14 protein-coding genes are annotated in these 16,991 nt (G+C 48.2%); 13 read left to right on the forward strand and 1 reads right to left on the reverse strand.

All coding sequences use genetic code 11. From position 1 onward, the window contains the following. Window positions 1–563: 563 nt before the first annotated feature. From WJM45_RS15365 to WJM45_RS15380, 4 genes are all read left to right on the forward strand, one after another. On the forward strand, window positions 564–2,321 hold the full coding sequence (locus WJM45_RS15365; RefSeq protein ID WP_341325948.1) for a sugar phosphorylase: 1,758 nt from the start codon (window positions 564–566) through the stop codon (window positions 2,319–2,321). Between the two features lie 373 nt (window positions 2,322–2,694). Continuing rightward, a complete protein-coding gene (locus WJM45_RS15370) occupies window positions 2,695–2,967 on the forward strand; it encodes a SemiSWEET transporter (protein ID WP_341325949.1) in 273 nt (90 codons plus the stop codon). A 41-nt stretch (window positions 2,968–3,008) separates the two neighbouring features. After that, entirely contained in the window at window positions 3,009–4,010 is a 1,002-nt protein-coding gene (locus WJM45_RS15375; RefSeq protein WP_341325950.1) for a class 1 fructose-bisphosphatase, read from the forward strand. Between the two features lie 100 nt (window positions 4,011–4,110). Continuing rightward, window positions 4,111–4,575, forward strand: a complete 465-nt coding sequence (locus tag WJM45_RS15380) for a peroxiredoxin (protein WP_341325951.1) — start codon at window positions 4,111–4,113, stop codon at window positions 4,573–4,575. A gap of 640 nt (window positions 4,576–5,215) precedes the next feature. Here the strand turns inward: WJM45_RS15380 and WJM45_RS15385 are convergent. Beyond that, window positions 5,216–6,391: an aminotransferase class I/II-fold pyridoxal phosphate-dependent enzyme gene (locus tag WJM45_RS15385; RefSeq protein ID WP_341325952.1), complete on the reverse strand. Its 1,176-nt coding sequence runs from the start codon at window positions 6,389–6,391 to the stop codon at window positions 5,216–5,218. 112 nt (window positions 6,392–6,503) lie between these two features. Here WJM45_RS15385 and dksA point away from each other — a divergent pair, with 112 nt between their 5' ends. The 9 genes from dksA to WJM45_RS15430 all read left to right on the forward strand — a co-directional run bounded on the left by dksA (window position 6,504) and on the right by WJM45_RS15430 (window position 16,950). After that, a complete protein-coding gene (dksA, locus tag WJM45_RS15390; protein WP_341325953.1) occupies window positions 6,504–6,938 on the forward strand; it encodes an RNA polymerase-binding protein DksA in 435 nt (144 codons plus the stop codon). A 29-nt stretch (window positions 6,939–6,967) separates the two neighbouring features. Continuing rightward, window positions 6,968–7,885, forward strand: coding sequence for a tRNA glutamyl-Q(34) synthetase GluQRS (gene gluQRS, locus WJM45_RS15395; protein WP_341328957.1), 918 nt, complete (start codon window positions 6,968–6,970; stop codon window positions 7,883–7,885). Beyond that, complete coding sequence (gene acs / locus WJM45_RS15400; RefSeq protein ID WP_341325954.1) at window positions 7,882–9,819, forward strand: acetate--CoA ligase; 1,938 nt, start codon at window positions 7,882–7,884, stop codon at window positions 9,817–9,819. Before gluQRS ends, acs begins: the two co-directional genes overlap by 4 nt. 199 nt (window positions 9,820–10,018) lie before the next feature. Next, window positions 10,019–10,927, forward strand: coding sequence for a sulfate adenylyltransferase subunit CysD (gene cysD / locus WJM45_RS15405; RefSeq protein ID WP_341325955.1), 909 nt, complete (start codon window positions 10,019–10,021; stop codon window positions 10,925–10,927). Window positions 10,928–10,979: 52 nt separating this feature from the next. Further along, a complete protein-coding gene (locus WJM45_RS15410; RefSeq protein ID WP_341325956.1) occupies window positions 10,980–11,306 on the forward strand; it encodes a four helix bundle protein in 327 nt (108 codons plus the stop codon). Between the two features lie 67 nt (window positions 11,307–11,373). Beyond that, entirely contained in the window at window positions 11,374–13,008 is a 1,635-nt protein-coding gene (cysN, locus tag WJM45_RS15415; RefSeq protein WP_341325957.1) for a sulfate adenylyltransferase subunit CysN, read from the forward strand. 18 nt (window positions 13,009–13,026) lie between these two features. After that, complete coding sequence (locus WJM45_RS15420) at window positions 13,027–14,040, forward strand: GGDEF domain-containing protein (RefSeq protein WP_341325958.1); 1,014 nt, start codon at window positions 13,027–13,029, stop codon at window positions 14,038–14,040. Between the two features lie 340 nt (window positions 14,041–14,380). Then, window positions 14,381–14,746, forward strand: coding sequence for a response regulator (locus WJM45_RS15425; RefSeq protein WP_341328958.1), 366 nt, complete (start codon window positions 14,381–14,383; stop codon window positions 14,744–14,746). A gap of 164 nt (window positions 14,747–14,910) precedes the next feature. Beyond that, on the forward strand, window positions 14,911–16,950 hold the full coding sequence (locus tag WJM45_RS15430; protein ID WP_341325959.1) for a chemotaxis protein CheA: 2,040 nt from the start codon (window positions 14,911–14,913) through the stop codon (window positions 16,948–16,950). Window positions 16,951–16,991 lie beyond the last annotated feature (41 nt).

Below are 16,991 nucleotides of genomic sequence, written 5' to 3' on the forward strand. Positions count from 1 at the left end.
TTAACCCTAGAAAAAACATTTCACCATGAAGATCATGAAGAATAAGATGTTAATTCAATAGCTTGCTACGCCCTTGCTAAACATTTTTGCAATACTTAAAGGTTACTCAAAGTCTATAACCTATTGAAATACATCGCCGCCGACACCTGCCAATCGAGCCGCCGAACTTCCTTCCAACAGTTGCCGAAGTTATTTAATGCTCGTTACTAAACAATAGATGCGTGGACACCATCAATGTTCAATAAAATGAGCCTGCGCTAAACTGATGAAACGCAAACTTTTCCGGTCGCAAAAAACCTATTGACATCGATGCGACCTGAATTTTATTTATCATATCCCTAAAATAGAGCACGACAACCATTAACGCACAATATTAGTGCGAATAAGTAACCATTTTATTTGTTTGATCGCTGGCATGAATACTGCTTCTAATAGGTAATATTAAGCAATAATGATTTTTTAAACTTGCTTAAAACCGGAACCGCATATTCGATTTGGAGGGAGGGGCTAAACAACCCGTCCCGCAGAGACGGAAAAGATAGTTAACTGAAACAGGTGAAAGCGTGGCGAAATCTCAATCCATTATTCAAGAGTTCCCTTTTTGGTTCACGCAACGCGCGGAATCACGGCTTATATTTCTTTACGGCGAAGAACGTACGAAAGACTTGATGAACCGCCTACTCGACCGTATGCAGCATTTTTCTGTCCCGAAGGCGCAACCTCTCTCCGAATATTGGAACGAGCAGGATGTCATTCTGATCACCTACGGCGATAACATCAGGCAAACCGATGCCAAACCCTTAGCAACGCTCTACGAATTTTCATTACTTCATCTAAAAGATTGCATTAATAGCATACATGTTTTGCCTTATTTTCCGTTTAGCTCCGACGACGGCTTTGCGGTGATCGACTACAAAACCGTCGATCCTCAATTAGGCGACTGGCGCGACATCGAGCGTATTGCACAAGACTTTAGCTTGATGACCGACTTAGTGATCAATCATGTTTCCCGCGAAAATCTTTGGTTTATCGATTACCTCAGTCATAAAAAACCGGCCTGCGATTATTTTATCGAATTGCCGGAAAATACCGATGTCAGCTCGGTCGTGCGCCCGCGCAGCACGCCGGTGCTAGTACCTGCTCATACCCATCAGGGCTTACGCTATGTTTGGGCGACATTCGGGGAAGACCAAATCGACGTCAACTTCGCCAATCCCGACGTGTTGTTCGAGTTTATCGACATTTTACTGCTGTACATTGAAAAAGGTTCTCGATTCATTCGGCTGGATGCGGTCGCATTTCTGTGGAAAAAATTGGACACCCGCTGTATCAACTTGCGCGAAACGCACGAAATCGTCAAGTTAATACGCGACATTGTCGATCTTATTGCCCCCGGCACGGTATTGATCACCGAAACCAATGTACCGAACGGCGAGAATCTAAGCTATTTCGGCAATAGCGACGAAGCGCACATGGTCTATCAATTCACGCTACCGCCGCTATTATTGCATGCTCTGTACCAGGGTAACTCGCATTACTTGACACGTTGGGCCAAGGATATGCCCCGTCCGCAAAAAAATTGCACCTATTTGAATTTTATCGCATCTCACGATGGCATCGGCCTGCGTCCGGCGGAAGGCATATTGCCTGAGCAGGAAGTCAAGGTTTTGGTCGATGCGATGCACGAATACGGCGGCTATGTCAGCACGCGCACCGGTTTGGACGGGCGGCCCTCGCCTTACGAAATTAATATCGCATTGTTCGACGCCCTTAAAGGTACGTCTTTAGGCCTCGATCAATGGCAGATTCAACGATTTATTTGCGCTCATACCATCATGATATCGTTGCAGGGGATTCCGGCCATTTACATTAATAGCCTAATTGCAACCGCTAATGATTATCATGGCGTCGAGCAATCGGGCAAAACGCGGTCGATCAACCGGCATAAATGGGAATATAGCGAATTGATGGACTTGTTGAACAATCCTCATAGTCCGAATGCGATTATATTTCATGAATTCAAACGGTTACTTGGTATCCGAAGAAGACAAGCCGCCTTTCATCCGGACGCGGCTCAGGAAACGCTAAGCAATAGCCCGGCATTGTTTTCATTTTGGCGTACTAGCCCGGATCATCGACAACGCATCCTGGTCGTAAGCAACATTACACCGCAACGACAAACCATGTCTTTGCCGAATCATCCCCGCCCCGAAGGGTCGGGATTGTGGCGGGATTTGATCGAACGAACCGCAATCAATAAAAATACCGCCGAACTGGTTTTGTATCCATACCAAACCGCCTGGCTCGAAGCCCTGGATTAGCATACTTCGCGAGAAGTTGTTTCGAACCCGAACCGAAAAAACTATAATGTCGCGACTAAACTGTTTTTAAATATACTCATCGCATATCAAAATTCGGCGCCGGGGTGTTCGACAAAGGACGCCGTGAATACGTCCCTGTAGGCTCTATGCCAGCTCCATGCTGGCAAAGCCTTGGTCGAACACCCCGACGCCTCCTCGGACATTAGCGAAATTTGAAGTGCGAAAAGTATAATTACTCATACTCCTTGAGCATTTTCCCTGGAAATGCGGACGGGACGCCCGTGCTCCCAAGCTTATTACCCTAAAATGGCTGCGAGGGCTGAATAATCACGTTTTTAACGCCGACCCGCTAACCGGCAAATCCTAAAAATTCATGCAAATTACAACTGAAGTCATCGGCTATATTGCCGCGACACTCACTACCCTGTCTTTTTTACCTCAGGCACTATTGACGCTCAAAACGCGCAATACCGAATCGCTATCATTAAGCATGTATAGCCTCTTTACGACCGGCGTTTTACTTTGGCTTATCTATGGGTTGTCGATTTCAGACAAGGCTATTATCTTCGCTAATTCAATAACATTTTTATTGGCTTTATCGATACTGTCTTTCAAAGTCTACAATACATTACGCGGCAGACATTAGCTTACGGGTTTTAACCCTACTCAAATGGAGACCAAAAGAACATGACCAAAAATGTTACCCTAACCCGATTTATCATCGAGCAACAACGCGAATTCCCTGGCGTATCAGGAACATTTACATTATTGCTGAACGATATCGTCAAAGCTTGTAAACAGATATCGCACATGGTTAACCGAGGAGACTTAATCGGCGTTCTGGGCAGCGCAGATTCGGAAAATGTACAGGGCGAGGTACAGAAAAAACTGGATATCATCACCAACGACATTATGGTGGATTCGCTTATTTGGACGGGACACTTGTCAGGTATGGCTTCAGAGGAAGTCGACGACATCATTCAAATTCCCGATCATTATCCGCGCGGCAAATACCTAGCGCTATTCGACCCGCTGGACGGCTCCTCCAACATCGACGTCAACTTGACTGTCGGAACCATTTTTTCCATTTTGCGCTATAACGGAACCGACGAGCCGCAACTCAACGACTTTTTACAAAAAGGCAGCGAACAAGTCTGCGCCGGATTCGTTTTGTACGGCCCGTCCACGATGATGATCTTGACGACCGGTCACGGCGTCAACGGCTTTACGCTGGACCAGGACATCGGCGAGTTTATCCTCACACACCCAAACATGACCATTCCAAGCGAAACCTCCGAATTCGCAATCAATATGTCGAACCAACACTTTTGGGAAGCGCCGGTCAAACGTTATATCGACGAATGCGTGGCGGGCGAAAATGGCCCGCGCGGCAAAAGCTTCAACATGCGCTGGGTAGCATCCTTGGTGGCCGAGGTTTTCCGGATTTTGACCCGCGGCGGCGTATTTTTATATCCTTATGATTTGCGCGATCCGGCTAAGCCAGGTAGATTGCGCTTGATGTATGAAGCCAATCCGGTCGCCTTTATCGTCGAACAAGCCGGCGGCGCCTGTTCAACAGGCCGGGAGCGCATGCTCGACGTTCAACCGAAGGGCCTACATCAACGCGTTCCGTTGATTCTGGGTTCGAAAAGCGAAGTCGACCGGATTATCGAGTACCATCAGTCTTAGGATGCCACGGCGCATCCTGCTTGGGCGCTTAATCCGCGCGAAACGTTTTGCACATAGTACGCGAAGTATATTCCACCAAATTTAAATTCAGGAGTAACTCATGTTAGAAGCACAGCAAAAAGCACCGGATTTCCAATCGGTTAATCAGTACGATCAGCCCGTCAGCCTGTCCGATTATCTCGGCAAAAAAAATGTGGTCCTTTATTTTTATCCAAAGGACGACACGCCCGGCTGCACGATAGAAGCCAATGAATTTACTCAAAAGGCATCGGAATTCGCCGAATACGATACGGTCGTCATCGGCGTCAGCAAGGACAACTGCGAAAGCCATCGAGCGTTTATCGATAAATTCGGCCTCAAGGTCGATTTACTGGCCGACACCAGCGGAGAACTCTGCGAAAGTTACGGCGTCTGGCGCGAGAGAGAAAAAAACGGCGTCAAGAGCATGGCGATTTTCAGATCGACTTTTATTATCGACAAGCAAGGCAATTTGGCCGATGTCGAATACGGAGTCAACCCTGAAGGGCATGCGCAAGCGGTGCTGGAGAAAGTTAAAAAGCTTTAACCTAGAAAAAGCATTTCACCATGAAGATAAGGAGTCCTAATCTTCTGCGGGACGGGTTATTTAACCCGTCCCTGACGTTTCGTTTCGCCCTAAACATTTCGGCTTAGGATTTCGTGACAAATAACTTCTTTTAGCTATGAGCTTTGTAGCGGGTTCGGCAACTCGCTTGACAGAACGCCGTGAACCCAGCACCTAAATTCCTTAGCCCATTGGCTATGTTTAATATAATGGCTAATTTAGGTGCTGGGTGAATACATCCGTGCAGGCTTGACGGCGGCGACTGATTGCCAAGGATGGCATGAATGCAGATTTTGCAGGAGCAAAAATCTGCCCTGCCGCCGACACCTGTCAATCGAGCAACCGAACCCTCCTTCAACAATCCGCTCAATATTGAATAAAGCAAGTTATTTTGAGCTATATCCTTTGGTTTCTGCTGACTTTGAGTTCAAAGAGGTATCAACTATTAACGCGAACATAGCCTAAACATTTCGGCTTACTTCGACCATAGTCGAAACGTTTAGGACGCGGTTGCAAACCCCGTCCTGCCAAGGCAGAATAGCCCGGAGTGAATCCATGGCGGAATGACGCGTTTTTTCCTTAAGTTGGCGCCCATGCCCACTGCGCCCCCCCTCTTTCCTCTTTAACCTTTAACCTTATTAATAAACCGCGCCAAACGCGCCATTGCTTCGCCTATTCTTTCAATCGACGTAGTATAAGCAAAGCGTATGAAACGCTCGGCTTGGTTAACACCAAAATCCTTGCCCGGCGTCACCGCAAGGCCTTCGGCTTCGAGTAAATCCAACGCGAAACGGTAACTGTCGTCGGTAAAACGCGAACAATCGGCATAAATATAAAATGCGCCGTCCGGCTTGGCCGGGAGAATAAATCCCAAATCGTGCAGCTGTCCGTAGAGAAAATCTCTTCTTTTTTGAAACTCTAATCGGCGCTTTTCCAATTCTTCCAAAGTCGCGGTTTCAAATGCCGCCAATGCGGCATATTGCGAATGACTAGCCGTCGCGATAAAAATATTTTGCGCAAGCTTTTCGACAACATCCGCATAAGCTTCGGGCACGATCAACCAGCCGACCCGCCAACCGGTCATGCCGAAATATTTCGAAAAGCTGTTAATCACAAATACATCCGGACTGAACTGTAATGCGCTAACGGCATCGTTTCCGTCGTAAACCAGGCCATGATAAATTTCATCGGAATAAAACACGCCGTTACGCTCATGAACCGCCTCGATCGCTCGCCGCAAAACATCCGGAGCAATCACCGTACCGGTCGGATTCGACGGCGAGGCAATTACCGCGCCTTTGCAGTCGCTCGACCAATGTTTTTCGATCAACGCCGAATTCAATTGAAAATCGCTGCACGCATCGACCGGAATCGTTTGCGCTCGTCCCCCCAAAAACTTAACGAAATTGCTATTGCACGGATAACAAGGATCGGCCATCAATATTTTTTCGCCGGCATTGAGACTCGCGCCCAAGGCCAGCAAAAAGGCGCCCGAAGCCCCCGGCGTAATAAAAATTCGCCCGTTATCGACAGTCACGCCGTAGCGATCGCGATAAAATTTTGCAATGCTTGCCCGAAGCTCTGAAAGTCCGGCGGCAGGCGTGTATTTGACATTCCCCGCCTCAAGATAAGCAATGGATGCATCAGTGATGGTTCGCGGCGTCAAAAAGTCAGGCTCGCCAATCTCCATATGAATCACATCCCTGCCCTGCCGTTCTAATTCCTTGGCGCGCTCTAAAATTGCCATGACATAAAAAGCGCTAATTGTTTCGGTTCGATCCGCCGGTTGTTTATTCATTTTTTCTTGGTTTATTACAAACCGATAAATAATATCAATAATTCTTGCTATGCGCTTCCCGTTCTGATAAAAATGCGCAGTTTTTTAATTGAATCTTCCCGGGAGTTAACGGATGAGCGATAGTAATAAAACTGATTCCTCACCTTTCAGTTTTAAACCTTATCAAGAAAAAGAGGGCGAAGAGTATATGAACGAAGCCCAGCTTCGTCATTTCGAAAGCATTCTGAGAAAATGGAAAGCCAATCTAATGGAGGAAGTCGACCGAACCGTGCATCATATGCAAGACGATGCCGCCAATTTTCCCGACCCTAACGATAGAGCGACGCAAGAGTCCGAGTTTAGCCTGGAATTAAGGACCCGCGACCGCGAACGCAAGCTGATTAGAAAAATCGATCAGGCGTTAAAGGATATTGAATCGGGCGATTACGGTTTTTGCGAGTCTTGCGGTATTGAAATCGGTATCCGCCGACTAGAGGCCCGTCCTACCGCAACGATGTGTATCGACTGTAAAACACTCGACGAAATTCGGGAAAAGCAAATGGGATAACCCCGGCTTTCAGCCTTCACACCCGCTATATCGGCCGGTTCGCACCCTCGCCTTCCGGCCCGCTTCATCTTGGCTCTCTTTATGCAGCCTTGGCAAGTTTTCTCGACGCTCGAAATCAAAGAGGGCAATGGCTGGTTAGAATCGACGACATCGATAAGCCACGCAATGTCGCAGGCGCCGCCGAATCGATACTCAAGACATTGGAAAGGTTCGGTTTAACCTGGGACGGCGATGTTTATTACCAAAGCCGCCACCTTGAACACTACCGCTACTACCTCGACCTATTAAAAGACCAAGAATTACTTTATCCGTGCCTCTGCAGCCGTAAATCGCTCACAGAGATAAAACATTCCGCAATTTATCCCGGATTGTGCCGACACCGAACTTTTCCGGAAAAATCGTCTCATGCCGTTCGCATTAGGGTCGAGGCTATCCATTCGACATTCAATGATCGCTTGCAGGGCATGCAGTCCCAAAATCTCGCCACCCAACACGACGACTTTATCTTAAGAAGAAAAGATGCGATCTTCTCCTATCAATTCACGGTCGTCATCGACGATCATCTACAAGGCGTTACCGATATCGTTCGCGGTGTCGACCTGCTGGATTCGACGATCAAACAGGTCTATCTGCAACAAAAACTGGACTTTAAGCAACCGAGCTATATGCATGTTCCGTTGATTACCGACTCGAACGGCATCAAACTCAGCAAGCAATCGTTCGCACGACCTGTTGCTACCGACCATCCGTCGCGTGTTATATTTAGTTTACTGGAATTACTAAAGCAAGCGCCGCCGCAAGAACTGGCCGATGCCTCTTTATACGAAATGTTGGACTGGGCCATCAGCCATTGGCAACCCGGGCATTTATCAACGATGACCGCTATTTGCCCCGCCGCCGACCTTAATGCCTCTTGTACGTCTAAAGAACCTAAGGACTCATCATGACTGAAGTGAAAACCTATCCTGTCGATCCCAAACTGTCAGCCCGGGCTCACATTACACCGGAACGCTATGAAACACTTTATCGACAATCGATCGATGAACCGGAATCCTTTTGGGCAGAACAAGCAGAACAATTTCTCGACTGGTTCAAGCCTTGGGATAAAGTCATGGATTACGACTATTCGAAAGGCTACATCCGCTGGTTCGAAGGCGGCGAACTCAATGTCAGCTACAATTGCTTGGACCGGCATTTAGCCACACGAGGCGACCAAACTGCAATTATCTGGGAGGGCGATGATCCGGCTCAAGACAAAAAAATCAGTTACCGTGAATTGCACCGAGAAGTTTGTAAATTCGCCAATGTTCTAAAAAGCCAAGGCGTCAAGAAAGGCGACCGGGTCTGTATTTACCTGCCGATGATCGTTGAAGCCGCTGTCGTCACCCTGGCCTGCGCCCGAATCGGCGCAGTCCACTCCATCGTATTCGGCGGTTTTTCGGCCGAATCTTTACGCGACCGCATACAAGACGCCGACTGCCACACTGTTATCTGCGCCGATGAAGGCCTTCGCGGCGGCAAGAAGATACCGCTCAAAACCAGTGTCGACCAAGCGGTTTCTCACTGCCCGAATGTCAAAACTGTCATCGTCATCAAAAACACCGGGAATGACATTCCGTGGACACCTAAACGCGATATTTGGTATCACGATGCGATGAAAACCGCATCGGACGATTGTCCGCCCGAAACCCTATCTGCCGAAGACCCATTATTCATTCTTTACACATCGGGCTCTACCGGTAAACCGAAGGGCCTACTGCACACCACGGGCGGTTATTTATTATTCGCCGCTATGACGCATAAATACGTATTCGATTATCACGACGGCGATATTTATTGGTGCACCGCCGATATCGGCTGGGTCACCGGCCATTCTTATATCATTTACGGACCGCTCTGCAACGGCGCGACGACTTTGATGTTCGAAGGTATTCCGACCTACCCCGAGCCCGACCGTTTTTGGCGCATCGTCGATAAACACCAAGTCAATATTTTCTATACCGCACCGACTGCAATTCGCGCCTTGATGGCGCAAGGCAACGACTTTGTCACTCGCACCGACCGCAGCAGTTTAAGAATCCTCGGCACGGTCGGCGAACCGATCAACCCCGAAGCCTGGGAATGGTATTATCACATCGTCGGCAACGAACGCTGCCCTATCATGGATACTTGGTGGCAAACCGAAACCGGGGGCATTTTGATCACGCCGCTGCCCGGCGCCATTGCATTGAAACCGGGCTCGGCGACACTACCGTTCTTCGGCGTTAAACCGGAAATTCTTGACAATGCCGGTAATGTACTTGAAGGCGAAGCAGAGGGAGTTCTAGTATTGAGCCACCCGTGGCCGGGTCAGGCCAGAAGTATTTACGGCGATCACAACCGTTTTATCGACACCTATTTTAAAAATTTTCCGGGCTATTATTTTGCCGGCGACGGCGCTCGCCGCGACAGGGACGGTTATTACTGGATTACCGGTCGTGTCGATGACGTAATTAATGTTTCGGGCCATCGCATGGGGACCGCGGAAGTCGAAAGTGCGCTGGTCTTGCATGAAGACGTCGCCGAAGCCGCCGTGGTGGGCTACCCGCATCCTATCAAGGGCCAGGGCATTTATGCTTATGTCACGCTCAATTCCGGCGTTCACGCGAGCGAAGCTCTCAAACAGGAATTGGTCGATCTGGTCAGAAAAGAAATCGGAGCGATCGCCCACCCCGATATCATTCAGTGGGCGCCGGGCCTTCCGAAAACGCGCTCAGGAAAAATCATGCGGCGTATTTTAAGAAAAGTCGCCTCGAACGAAATCGACAGCCTGGGCGATACCTCGACGCTGGCAGACCCATCGGTTGTAGATGAAATCATCGATCACAGAGCCAATAAATAACGACGACTTTTCGATCGAAAAACCGTCAAAAAATAAATGGTGAGTCAATTTTTGATTCTTAAGGAATAGAAACAACCCATCGGCATTTTTCTAAATTCACAGCCGCTATGGCAAATTGCCCGCTTTCAACTTAAAATGTAAATTATTTTCACATTGACTCTTCACGGATAAACCGTGGAATATAAATAACGGATCATTGATGACTGACTATAAACTCACCCACCTCAAGCAGCTCGAAGCCGAAAGTATTCATATCATCCGTGAAGTCGCGGCAGAATTCGAACGACCTGTCATGCTGTATTCGATCGGCAAGGATTCGGCCGTCATGCTGCAATTGGCGATGAAAGCCTTTTATCCCGGCAAACCGCCTTTTCCATTGATGCATATCGATACTACCTGGAAATTCCGGGAAATGATCGAGTTTCGCGACAAATTAGCGAAAGATTTAGGCCTGGAGTTACTGGTTCACATCAATCAGGATGGCGTCGAACAAGGCATCGGACCTTTCACACACGGCAGCAAAAAGCACACTGAAGTGATGAAAACCGATTCGCTCAAACAAGCACTCAATAAATACAAGTTTGACGCGGCATTCGGCGGCGCTCGCCGCGACGAAGAAAAATCCCGCGCCAAGGAACGCGTCTATTCGTTCCGCGACAAAAACCATAGTTGGGATCCGAAAAATCAAAGACCCGAACTTTGGAACATCTATAACGGCAGGATCGACAAAGGCGAAAGCATCCGGGTATTCCCACTGTCCAACTGGACCGAACTCGATGTTTGGCAATACATTCATCTCGAGAACATCCCGATCGTACCGCTCTATTTCGCCAAGGAACGCCCTGTCGTCAACAAAGACGGCATGCTGATCATGGTAGACGACAACCGCATGCCGATAGGGCCTGAAGACAAAGTCGAAATGAAAATGGTCCGTTTTAGAACCTTAGGCTGCTATCCCTTGACCGGCGCAGTCGAATCAACCGCGACAACGCTACCCGAAATCATTCAGGAAATGTTGTTGACGACCAGTTCCGAACGTCAAGGACGGCTGATAGACTTCGACCAAGCCGGCTCGATGGAACAAAAAAAGCGAGAAGGATATTTTTAAACATAGTTGAAAGACGAAAGACACAAGACGAAAGATAGCGCGCTTCGAGGATATGGAAGTTTGGCAAAGGTCATCGCGTCTTTGTGTCTCAATTTATAAAGAGTTGACAAGCTGTAGGGATTTTGCGTTCAAGGACCAGATCACTCGATCTAGCTTATCTATTCCAAGCAATATTGCCGAAGGATTTGAAAGAGGAAGTGCAAAGGGTTCAACCAAATTCTATTTTTACGCTAAAGGTTCTTGCGGCGAGTTGCGAACTCAAATTTACATTGGCATCAAGATTGGCTACATCGAAAAAGATAAAGGATTGATTTGGAAGGACGAAGCCGAACAAATTTCAAGAATGTTGGCCGCCCTAATTAAATCGCGAAACCCATAATTTCATCTTTCCTCTTTTATCTTTCGCCTATCTTAACTACCGATTTAACTCTAATCCGGAACTTCCCATGTCCCACCAATCAGAACTCATCAGCACCGATATCAACGCCTATTTGGCCCAACATGAACGCAAGGAGTTATTGCGTTTTTTAACCTGCGGCAATGTCGATGACGGCAAAAGCACGCTGATCGGCCGCTTGTTGCACGACTCGAAAATGATCTACGAAGATCAACTGGCCGCGGTCAAAGCGGACAGCGTCAAATCAGGCACCACTGGCGCCGGACAGATCGATTTAGCCTTGCTGGTCGACGGCTTGCAGGCCGAACGCGAACAAGGCATCACGATCGATGTCGCATACCGTTATTTCTCCACCTCGACGCGGAAATTCATCATCGCCGACACGCCGGGGCACGAGCAATACACGCGCAACATGGCGACCGGCGCATCGACCTGCGATTTGGCGATTATTTTGATCGATGCCCGCTATGGCGTGCAAACGCAAACCAAACGTCACAGTTTCATCGTTTCGCTGCTCGGCATCAAACGGATTATCGTCGCTGTCAACAAAATGGACCTGATCGAATTCAGCGAAGAGAAATTCAATCAAATCAAAGAAGATTATCTGAATTTCGTCAAAGCCTTGGATCTGCACGATATACGCTTCATTCCAATTTCGGCGCTGAACGGCGACAATGTCGTCAACCCCAGCGAAAGCATGCCGTGGTATACCGGCAAACCGATGATGGAAACCTTGAACACGATCGAAATCGCCTCCGATCGCAACTATAGCGACCCGCGTTTCCCGGTGCAATACGTCAATCGACCCAATTTAGACTTCCGCGGTTTCTGCGGCACTGTTGCATCCGGAGTTTTCCACAAAGGCGATCGTATTACCGCGCTTCCTTCCGGAAAATCCAGCAAAATCAAATCCATCGTGACTTACGACGGCGAACTGGAACAAGTCTTCCCGCCGATGGCCGTTACCTTGACGCTCGAGGATGAAATCGACATCAGTCGTGGCGACATGATCATCGGCAAACAGACGGACTCACCAACCGTCGCCGACAAATTTAAAGCGATGATCGTCTGGATGACCGAAAAAGCTCTGACACCGGGCCGGCAATACATTATCAAGCTCGCGACTCGAACCGCTTCGGGATCGATATCGATGATTCATCACCGAGTCGATGTCAACACGCTGGAACATCACGATGCAAGCGAGCTCAATCTCAATGAAATCGGTCTATGCACGGTCAACCTGAACGCGCCGGTCGTCTTCGACCCATACAAACGCAGCAAAGGCACCGGCTCGTTCATCGTCATCGACCGGCTAAGCAATGTCACGGTCGGCGCCGGCATGATCACCGATAATGCCGATGAATTCAATCTGCAACCGGTTTCGCCGGAAGACCGCGCTGCACGATTCGGACAAAAAGCCACGGTCATTTTATTAAAAGGCCATAAGGCACATGAAACGGCCTATTTGTTGGAAAGAAAGCTATTCGACAATGGTCATGCCGCAACGGTCGTCGAAACGCTGTTCAGCGAACCGGAAGAATTCGCTCAACTCATTAATAATGCCGGATTGATCGCTCTATGCGTCGGTTTGAATTACGAAGCTGCCGACATTGAATTCGATAGCGAGGCCGACTCGATCGATGACATCTATGCCGCATTAAAATCCGAAAAAGTTATATTTTAATGCCATAATAAGCGCTTGATGACTATCAACCTATCCGTAGAACAAGTATTTGCCTGGGCTGCTTCGCTAACCGAGCAGCCCGATTATCAGGCGCTGACACACCAGTTCCTGGATATTCTGCTTGAAATACCTGGGGTGAAGAAAGCCGCGGCTTATGAGATTTACAACCGGAGCCGAAAAAAGACCGGCGAAGCCGTAGCACCTTGCGAACAATTGGTGAGACGCTTCCCATTGGATTTTACTCGTGACGAAAGCAACGATCATAACGACTTAATCAACATCCTCGACAACGACTCACGCGTCATCCCAAAAATGTCCGATGCCAACGGGCGCTTTCGCCAAGTCTATCTCTCGCTCAAAGAAACGAAAGGCCCCGATCGCGCGATTGCCTTAGACGGCCTTTTCGACCGGCAAACGATAGAATTATTCCGTCAACTCCTTTCGATATTTAGAAACCAAGTAATATTGCACGACAGCAAGGAACGCGACGTATTGACCAAGTTGCCTAACCGCCAATCGTTCGATACCCGTCTATTGCAAGTTTGCGAACATTATTTGAAATACCCGGTCACCGATACAAACCATCAAAAAAGCTCCTGGATTGCCTTGCTCGACATCGATCACTTCAAGCGAGTCAACGATGACTTCGGCCATTTATACGGCGACGAAGTCCTCTTGATTTTCAGCCAGCTGATGGAAAAATGTTTTCGCTATAACGACTTTTTATTTCGCTTCGGCGGCGAAGAATTCGTCGTCATTCTCAACCTCACCGATATGGCAGGTGCCGAGCACACGTTTAACCGATTTCGCGAAACGGTCGCCAACCATAACTTTCCGACGGTAGGACGCATTACAGTCAGCATCGGCATTACCCATATCGATAGCATGTGTATGCCGACAACGCTACTCGATCGCGCCGACAAAGCACTGTATTACGCCAAGGAAAACGGAAGAAATAGGGCCGTGATCTACGAAAACACCGATACGCTCATCAAAAACGCCGGCGAAAACGAAGACATTGAGCTATTTTAATAACTCAACGCCTTATCAATCTCATTGCAAAAAAGAGACAGGAATCGCATTTTTTGATAATAACCCCAAAAAACGATGACATGGCAATCGCTTCCCAAACAAAAAGCGCTAAAATGCCGAAAAACTTTATCCAATAGGAATGGGTAATAGGTATAAAACCCGAGCGCTGCCTTACCCACCTCACGCCCAACAAGGCCCTGTAGACATCATAATGAAATAAACGACCTCGTTTTAGTTATTATTAGTCAATTTCTTAAGTTATATTATTACTTCATTAAAGACTAGGGATCACTATTTTTCCTTAGCCCAATCAAATCCGACTACTACACTTTAGGAGAACATCATGGCGAGTATTCTTGCAGTCGACGATTCCGCATCGATGAGACAAATGGTCTCGTTTACATTAAAAGGGGCCGGCTTCGACGTTGTCGAAGCCGTCGATGGCGTGGATGCGTTAAATAAGGCAAAAAGCAAAAAATTCGACTGTGTCGTAACCGATGTCAACATGCCGAATAAAGACGGCATCACCTTGATCAAAGACTTGAGAGCCTTGCCCGATTACAAATTCGTGCCTATGCTTATGTTAACGACCGAATCGGGCGCCGACAAAAAACAACAAGGCAAGGAAGCGGGAGCAACCGGCTGGATCGTCAAACCATTCAATCCGGATCAATTACTGAAAACGATTCAAAAAGTACTTGGTTAAGCTGCCTCGATTCGACTATTAATCGTCTACACGCCTTTGGCCATAGCTAACGAGACGAAATTCGTAACAAATATATATCAGCTATTGACGTTTTCTTTTGCTACTGTCGCATCCGTTTCAATCAACATCATTTTTAACAAAAACCTTCAGATACGGACCACTCAATGTCTATTGATATGGCGCAATTCCACCAGATTTTCTTCGAAGAAAGCTTCGAAGGACTCGATATCATGGAATCCGGCCTATTGAATCTAGACATGGGCGATGTCGACGCCGAAACCATCAATACGATTTTCAGAGCCGCGCATTCCATCAAGGGCGGAAGTGGAACATTCGGGTTTTCGGCGATAGCCGACTTCACGCATGCAATGGAAACACTGCTTGATGAAATGCGCGACGGCCGCCGAAAAGTTACTCAACCGGCTATCAATGTGTTGCTAGGGTCGGTCGATTGCCTCCGTGAAATGCTAACCGCGATTCAAGACGAAAAAACCTTAGATCAAGAAAAAGTCACGGAGCATAAAAAAGCTCTCGACACCGAATTAAACGGTGCCGACAAAACTGCATCGCCCCTCGAACAACCCCAACCTATCGTAATCAACAACGATAATGCAGGATGGCGTATTGCCTTTAGCCCTCATGCCGATTTGCTTAAAACCGGCAACGACCCGGTCAGAATGTTTCGTGAATTGGCCGAACTGGGGGAAATCGATATTACCGTAGACCTACAAGGCGTACCCGGGCTTTACGAACTCGACCCCGAGGAATGCCATCTTTCCTGGCAAATAACCGTGCATGGCAACATCCCTCGCTCGGAAATCGACGATATTTTCGATTGGGTCGAGGAGCATTGCGACCTTGCCGTGCAAAACATCGAACAAACGACACAGGCTTCCTCGCCGGCATTCGACGCCCCCCCTCAATCCGCTGCAATTGAAACAACGCCCCCTTCTTCGGCGACTAACCCTCCCATTGTCAGCGAATCAGGTCAAAACGAAAAAATAAACGCCGACAAACCCTCAAACGCCGGCAAAAGCTCCGCCTCGATCCGTGTCGATACCGCCAAAATCGATACACTGATTAACATGGTCGGCGAATTGGTCATTACCCAATCGATGCTGAGCTTAATCGGCGAACATTTCGACCTAAATAAACTGGATCAACTCAAAAACGGCCTCGCACAACTCGAACGGCATACGCGCGAGCTGCAAGAAAGCGTCATGAATATCAGAATGCTGCCGATTAGTTTCGTGTTCAGCCGCTTTCCTCGGCTGGTTCATGATTTGAGCTCGAAACTGGGCAAAAAAATTGAACTACAACTGATCGGCGAACATACCGAAGTCGATAAAACCGTCGTCGAACTCATTAGCGACCCTCTGGTACACTTAGTTCGAAACAGCCTCGATCACGGCATCGAAACACCTGATGAACGCATTGCGGCAGGAAAACAAGAAACAGGAACCGTCACACTCGAAGCTTATCACCGGGGGGGTAATATCGTCATCGAAGTCAGTGACGACGGCCGCGGACTGGATAAAGACAAATTGCGGGCCAAAGCACTGGAAAAGGGACTGATTCAGGACGATGCCGTGTTGAGCGACAAACAGACCTATGAACTCATCTTCATGCCTGGGTTTTCGACCGCCGAACAATTAACCGATGTATCCGGGCGCGGCGTAGGCATGGACGTGGTTAGGCGAAATATTCAATCGCTCGGCGGCAATATCGATATTGTTTCGCAGTTGGGCAAAGGCTCGACCATGGCGATCTATTTACCGTTGACGCTGGCGATCCTGGACGGTCAATCGGTCGCGGTCGGCGATGAAACCTATATCATACCGCTCGGCTCCATCATCGAATCGATCAATGTCACCGAGCGCATGATCAATCGCGTGGCCGGCAAAGGCGAAACCTTTCGGCTACGCCAGGAATATTTGCCTATTGTCCGCATGCATGAAATTTTTTCGGTCCCGAATGCGAAAGCAACCAAACTAACCGAAGGCTTGCTGGTGGTCGTCGAAGGCCAAGGTATCCGCTGCGGACTTTTCGTCGACGACCTTTTAACGCAACAACAAGTCGTCGTTAAGTCGCTCGAAGCCAATTACCGACAAGTCGAAGGCATATCGGGTGCAACCATTCTCGGCGACGGCTCGGTTGCCTTGATCCTGGATATTCCAGGACTCGTCCGTTTATCGAACCATTGACCGAACGAATACCAAAATGGCAAACACAGACGATCAATCCC

This window comes from Methylotuvimicrobium sp. KM2, from assembly GCF_038051925.1.
Lineage (GTDB): Bacteria > Pseudomonadota > Gammaproteobacteria > Methylococcales > Methylomonadaceae > Methylotuvimicrobium.

What these genes read in the sequence shown, in the direction of transcription:
- WJM45_RS15370 (WP_341325949.1), top strand. Translation starts at nt 2,695, where the DNA reads ATGCAAATTACAACTGAAGTCATCGGCTATATTGCCGCGACACTCACT.
- WJM45_RS15375 (WP_341325950.1), top strand. Translation starts at nt 3,009, where the DNA reads ATGACCAAAAATGTTACCCTAACCCGATTTATCATCGAGCAACAACGC.
- WJM45_RS15380 (WP_341325951.1), top strand. Translation starts at nt 4,111, where the DNA reads ATGTTAGAAGCACAGCAAAAAGCACCGGATTTCCAATCGGTTAATCAG.
- WJM45_RS15385 (WP_341325952.1), bottom strand. Translation starts at nt 6,391, where the DNA reads ATGAATAAACAACCGGCGGATCGAACCGAAACAATTAGCGCTTTTTAT.
- dksA (WP_341325953.1), top strand. Translation starts at nt 6,504, where the DNA reads ATGAGCGATAGTAATAAAACTGATTCCTCACCTTTCAGTTTTAAACCT.
- acs (WP_341325954.1), top strand. Translation starts at nt 7,882, where the DNA reads ATGACTGAAGTGAAAACCTATCCTGTCGATCCCAAACTGTCAGCCCGG.
- cysD (WP_341325955.1), top strand. Translation starts at nt 10,019, where the DNA reads ATGACTGACTATAAACTCACCCACCTCAAGCAGCTCGAAGCCGAAAGT.
- WJM45_RS15410 (WP_341325956.1), top strand. Translation starts at nt 10,980, where the DNA reads ATGGAAGTTTGGCAAAGGTCATCGCGTCTTTGTGTCTCAATTTATAAA.
- cysN (WP_341325957.1), top strand. Translation starts at nt 11,374, where the DNA reads ATGTCCCACCAATCAGAACTCATCAGCACCGATATCAACGCCTATTTG.
- WJM45_RS15420 (WP_341325958.1), top strand. Translation starts at nt 13,027, where the DNA reads ATGACTATCAACCTATCCGTAGAACAAGTATTTGCCTGGGCTGCTTCG.
- WJM45_RS15430 (WP_341325959.1), top strand. Translation starts at nt 14,911, where the DNA reads ATGTCTATTGATATGGCGCAATTCCACCAGATTTTCTTCGAAGAAAGC.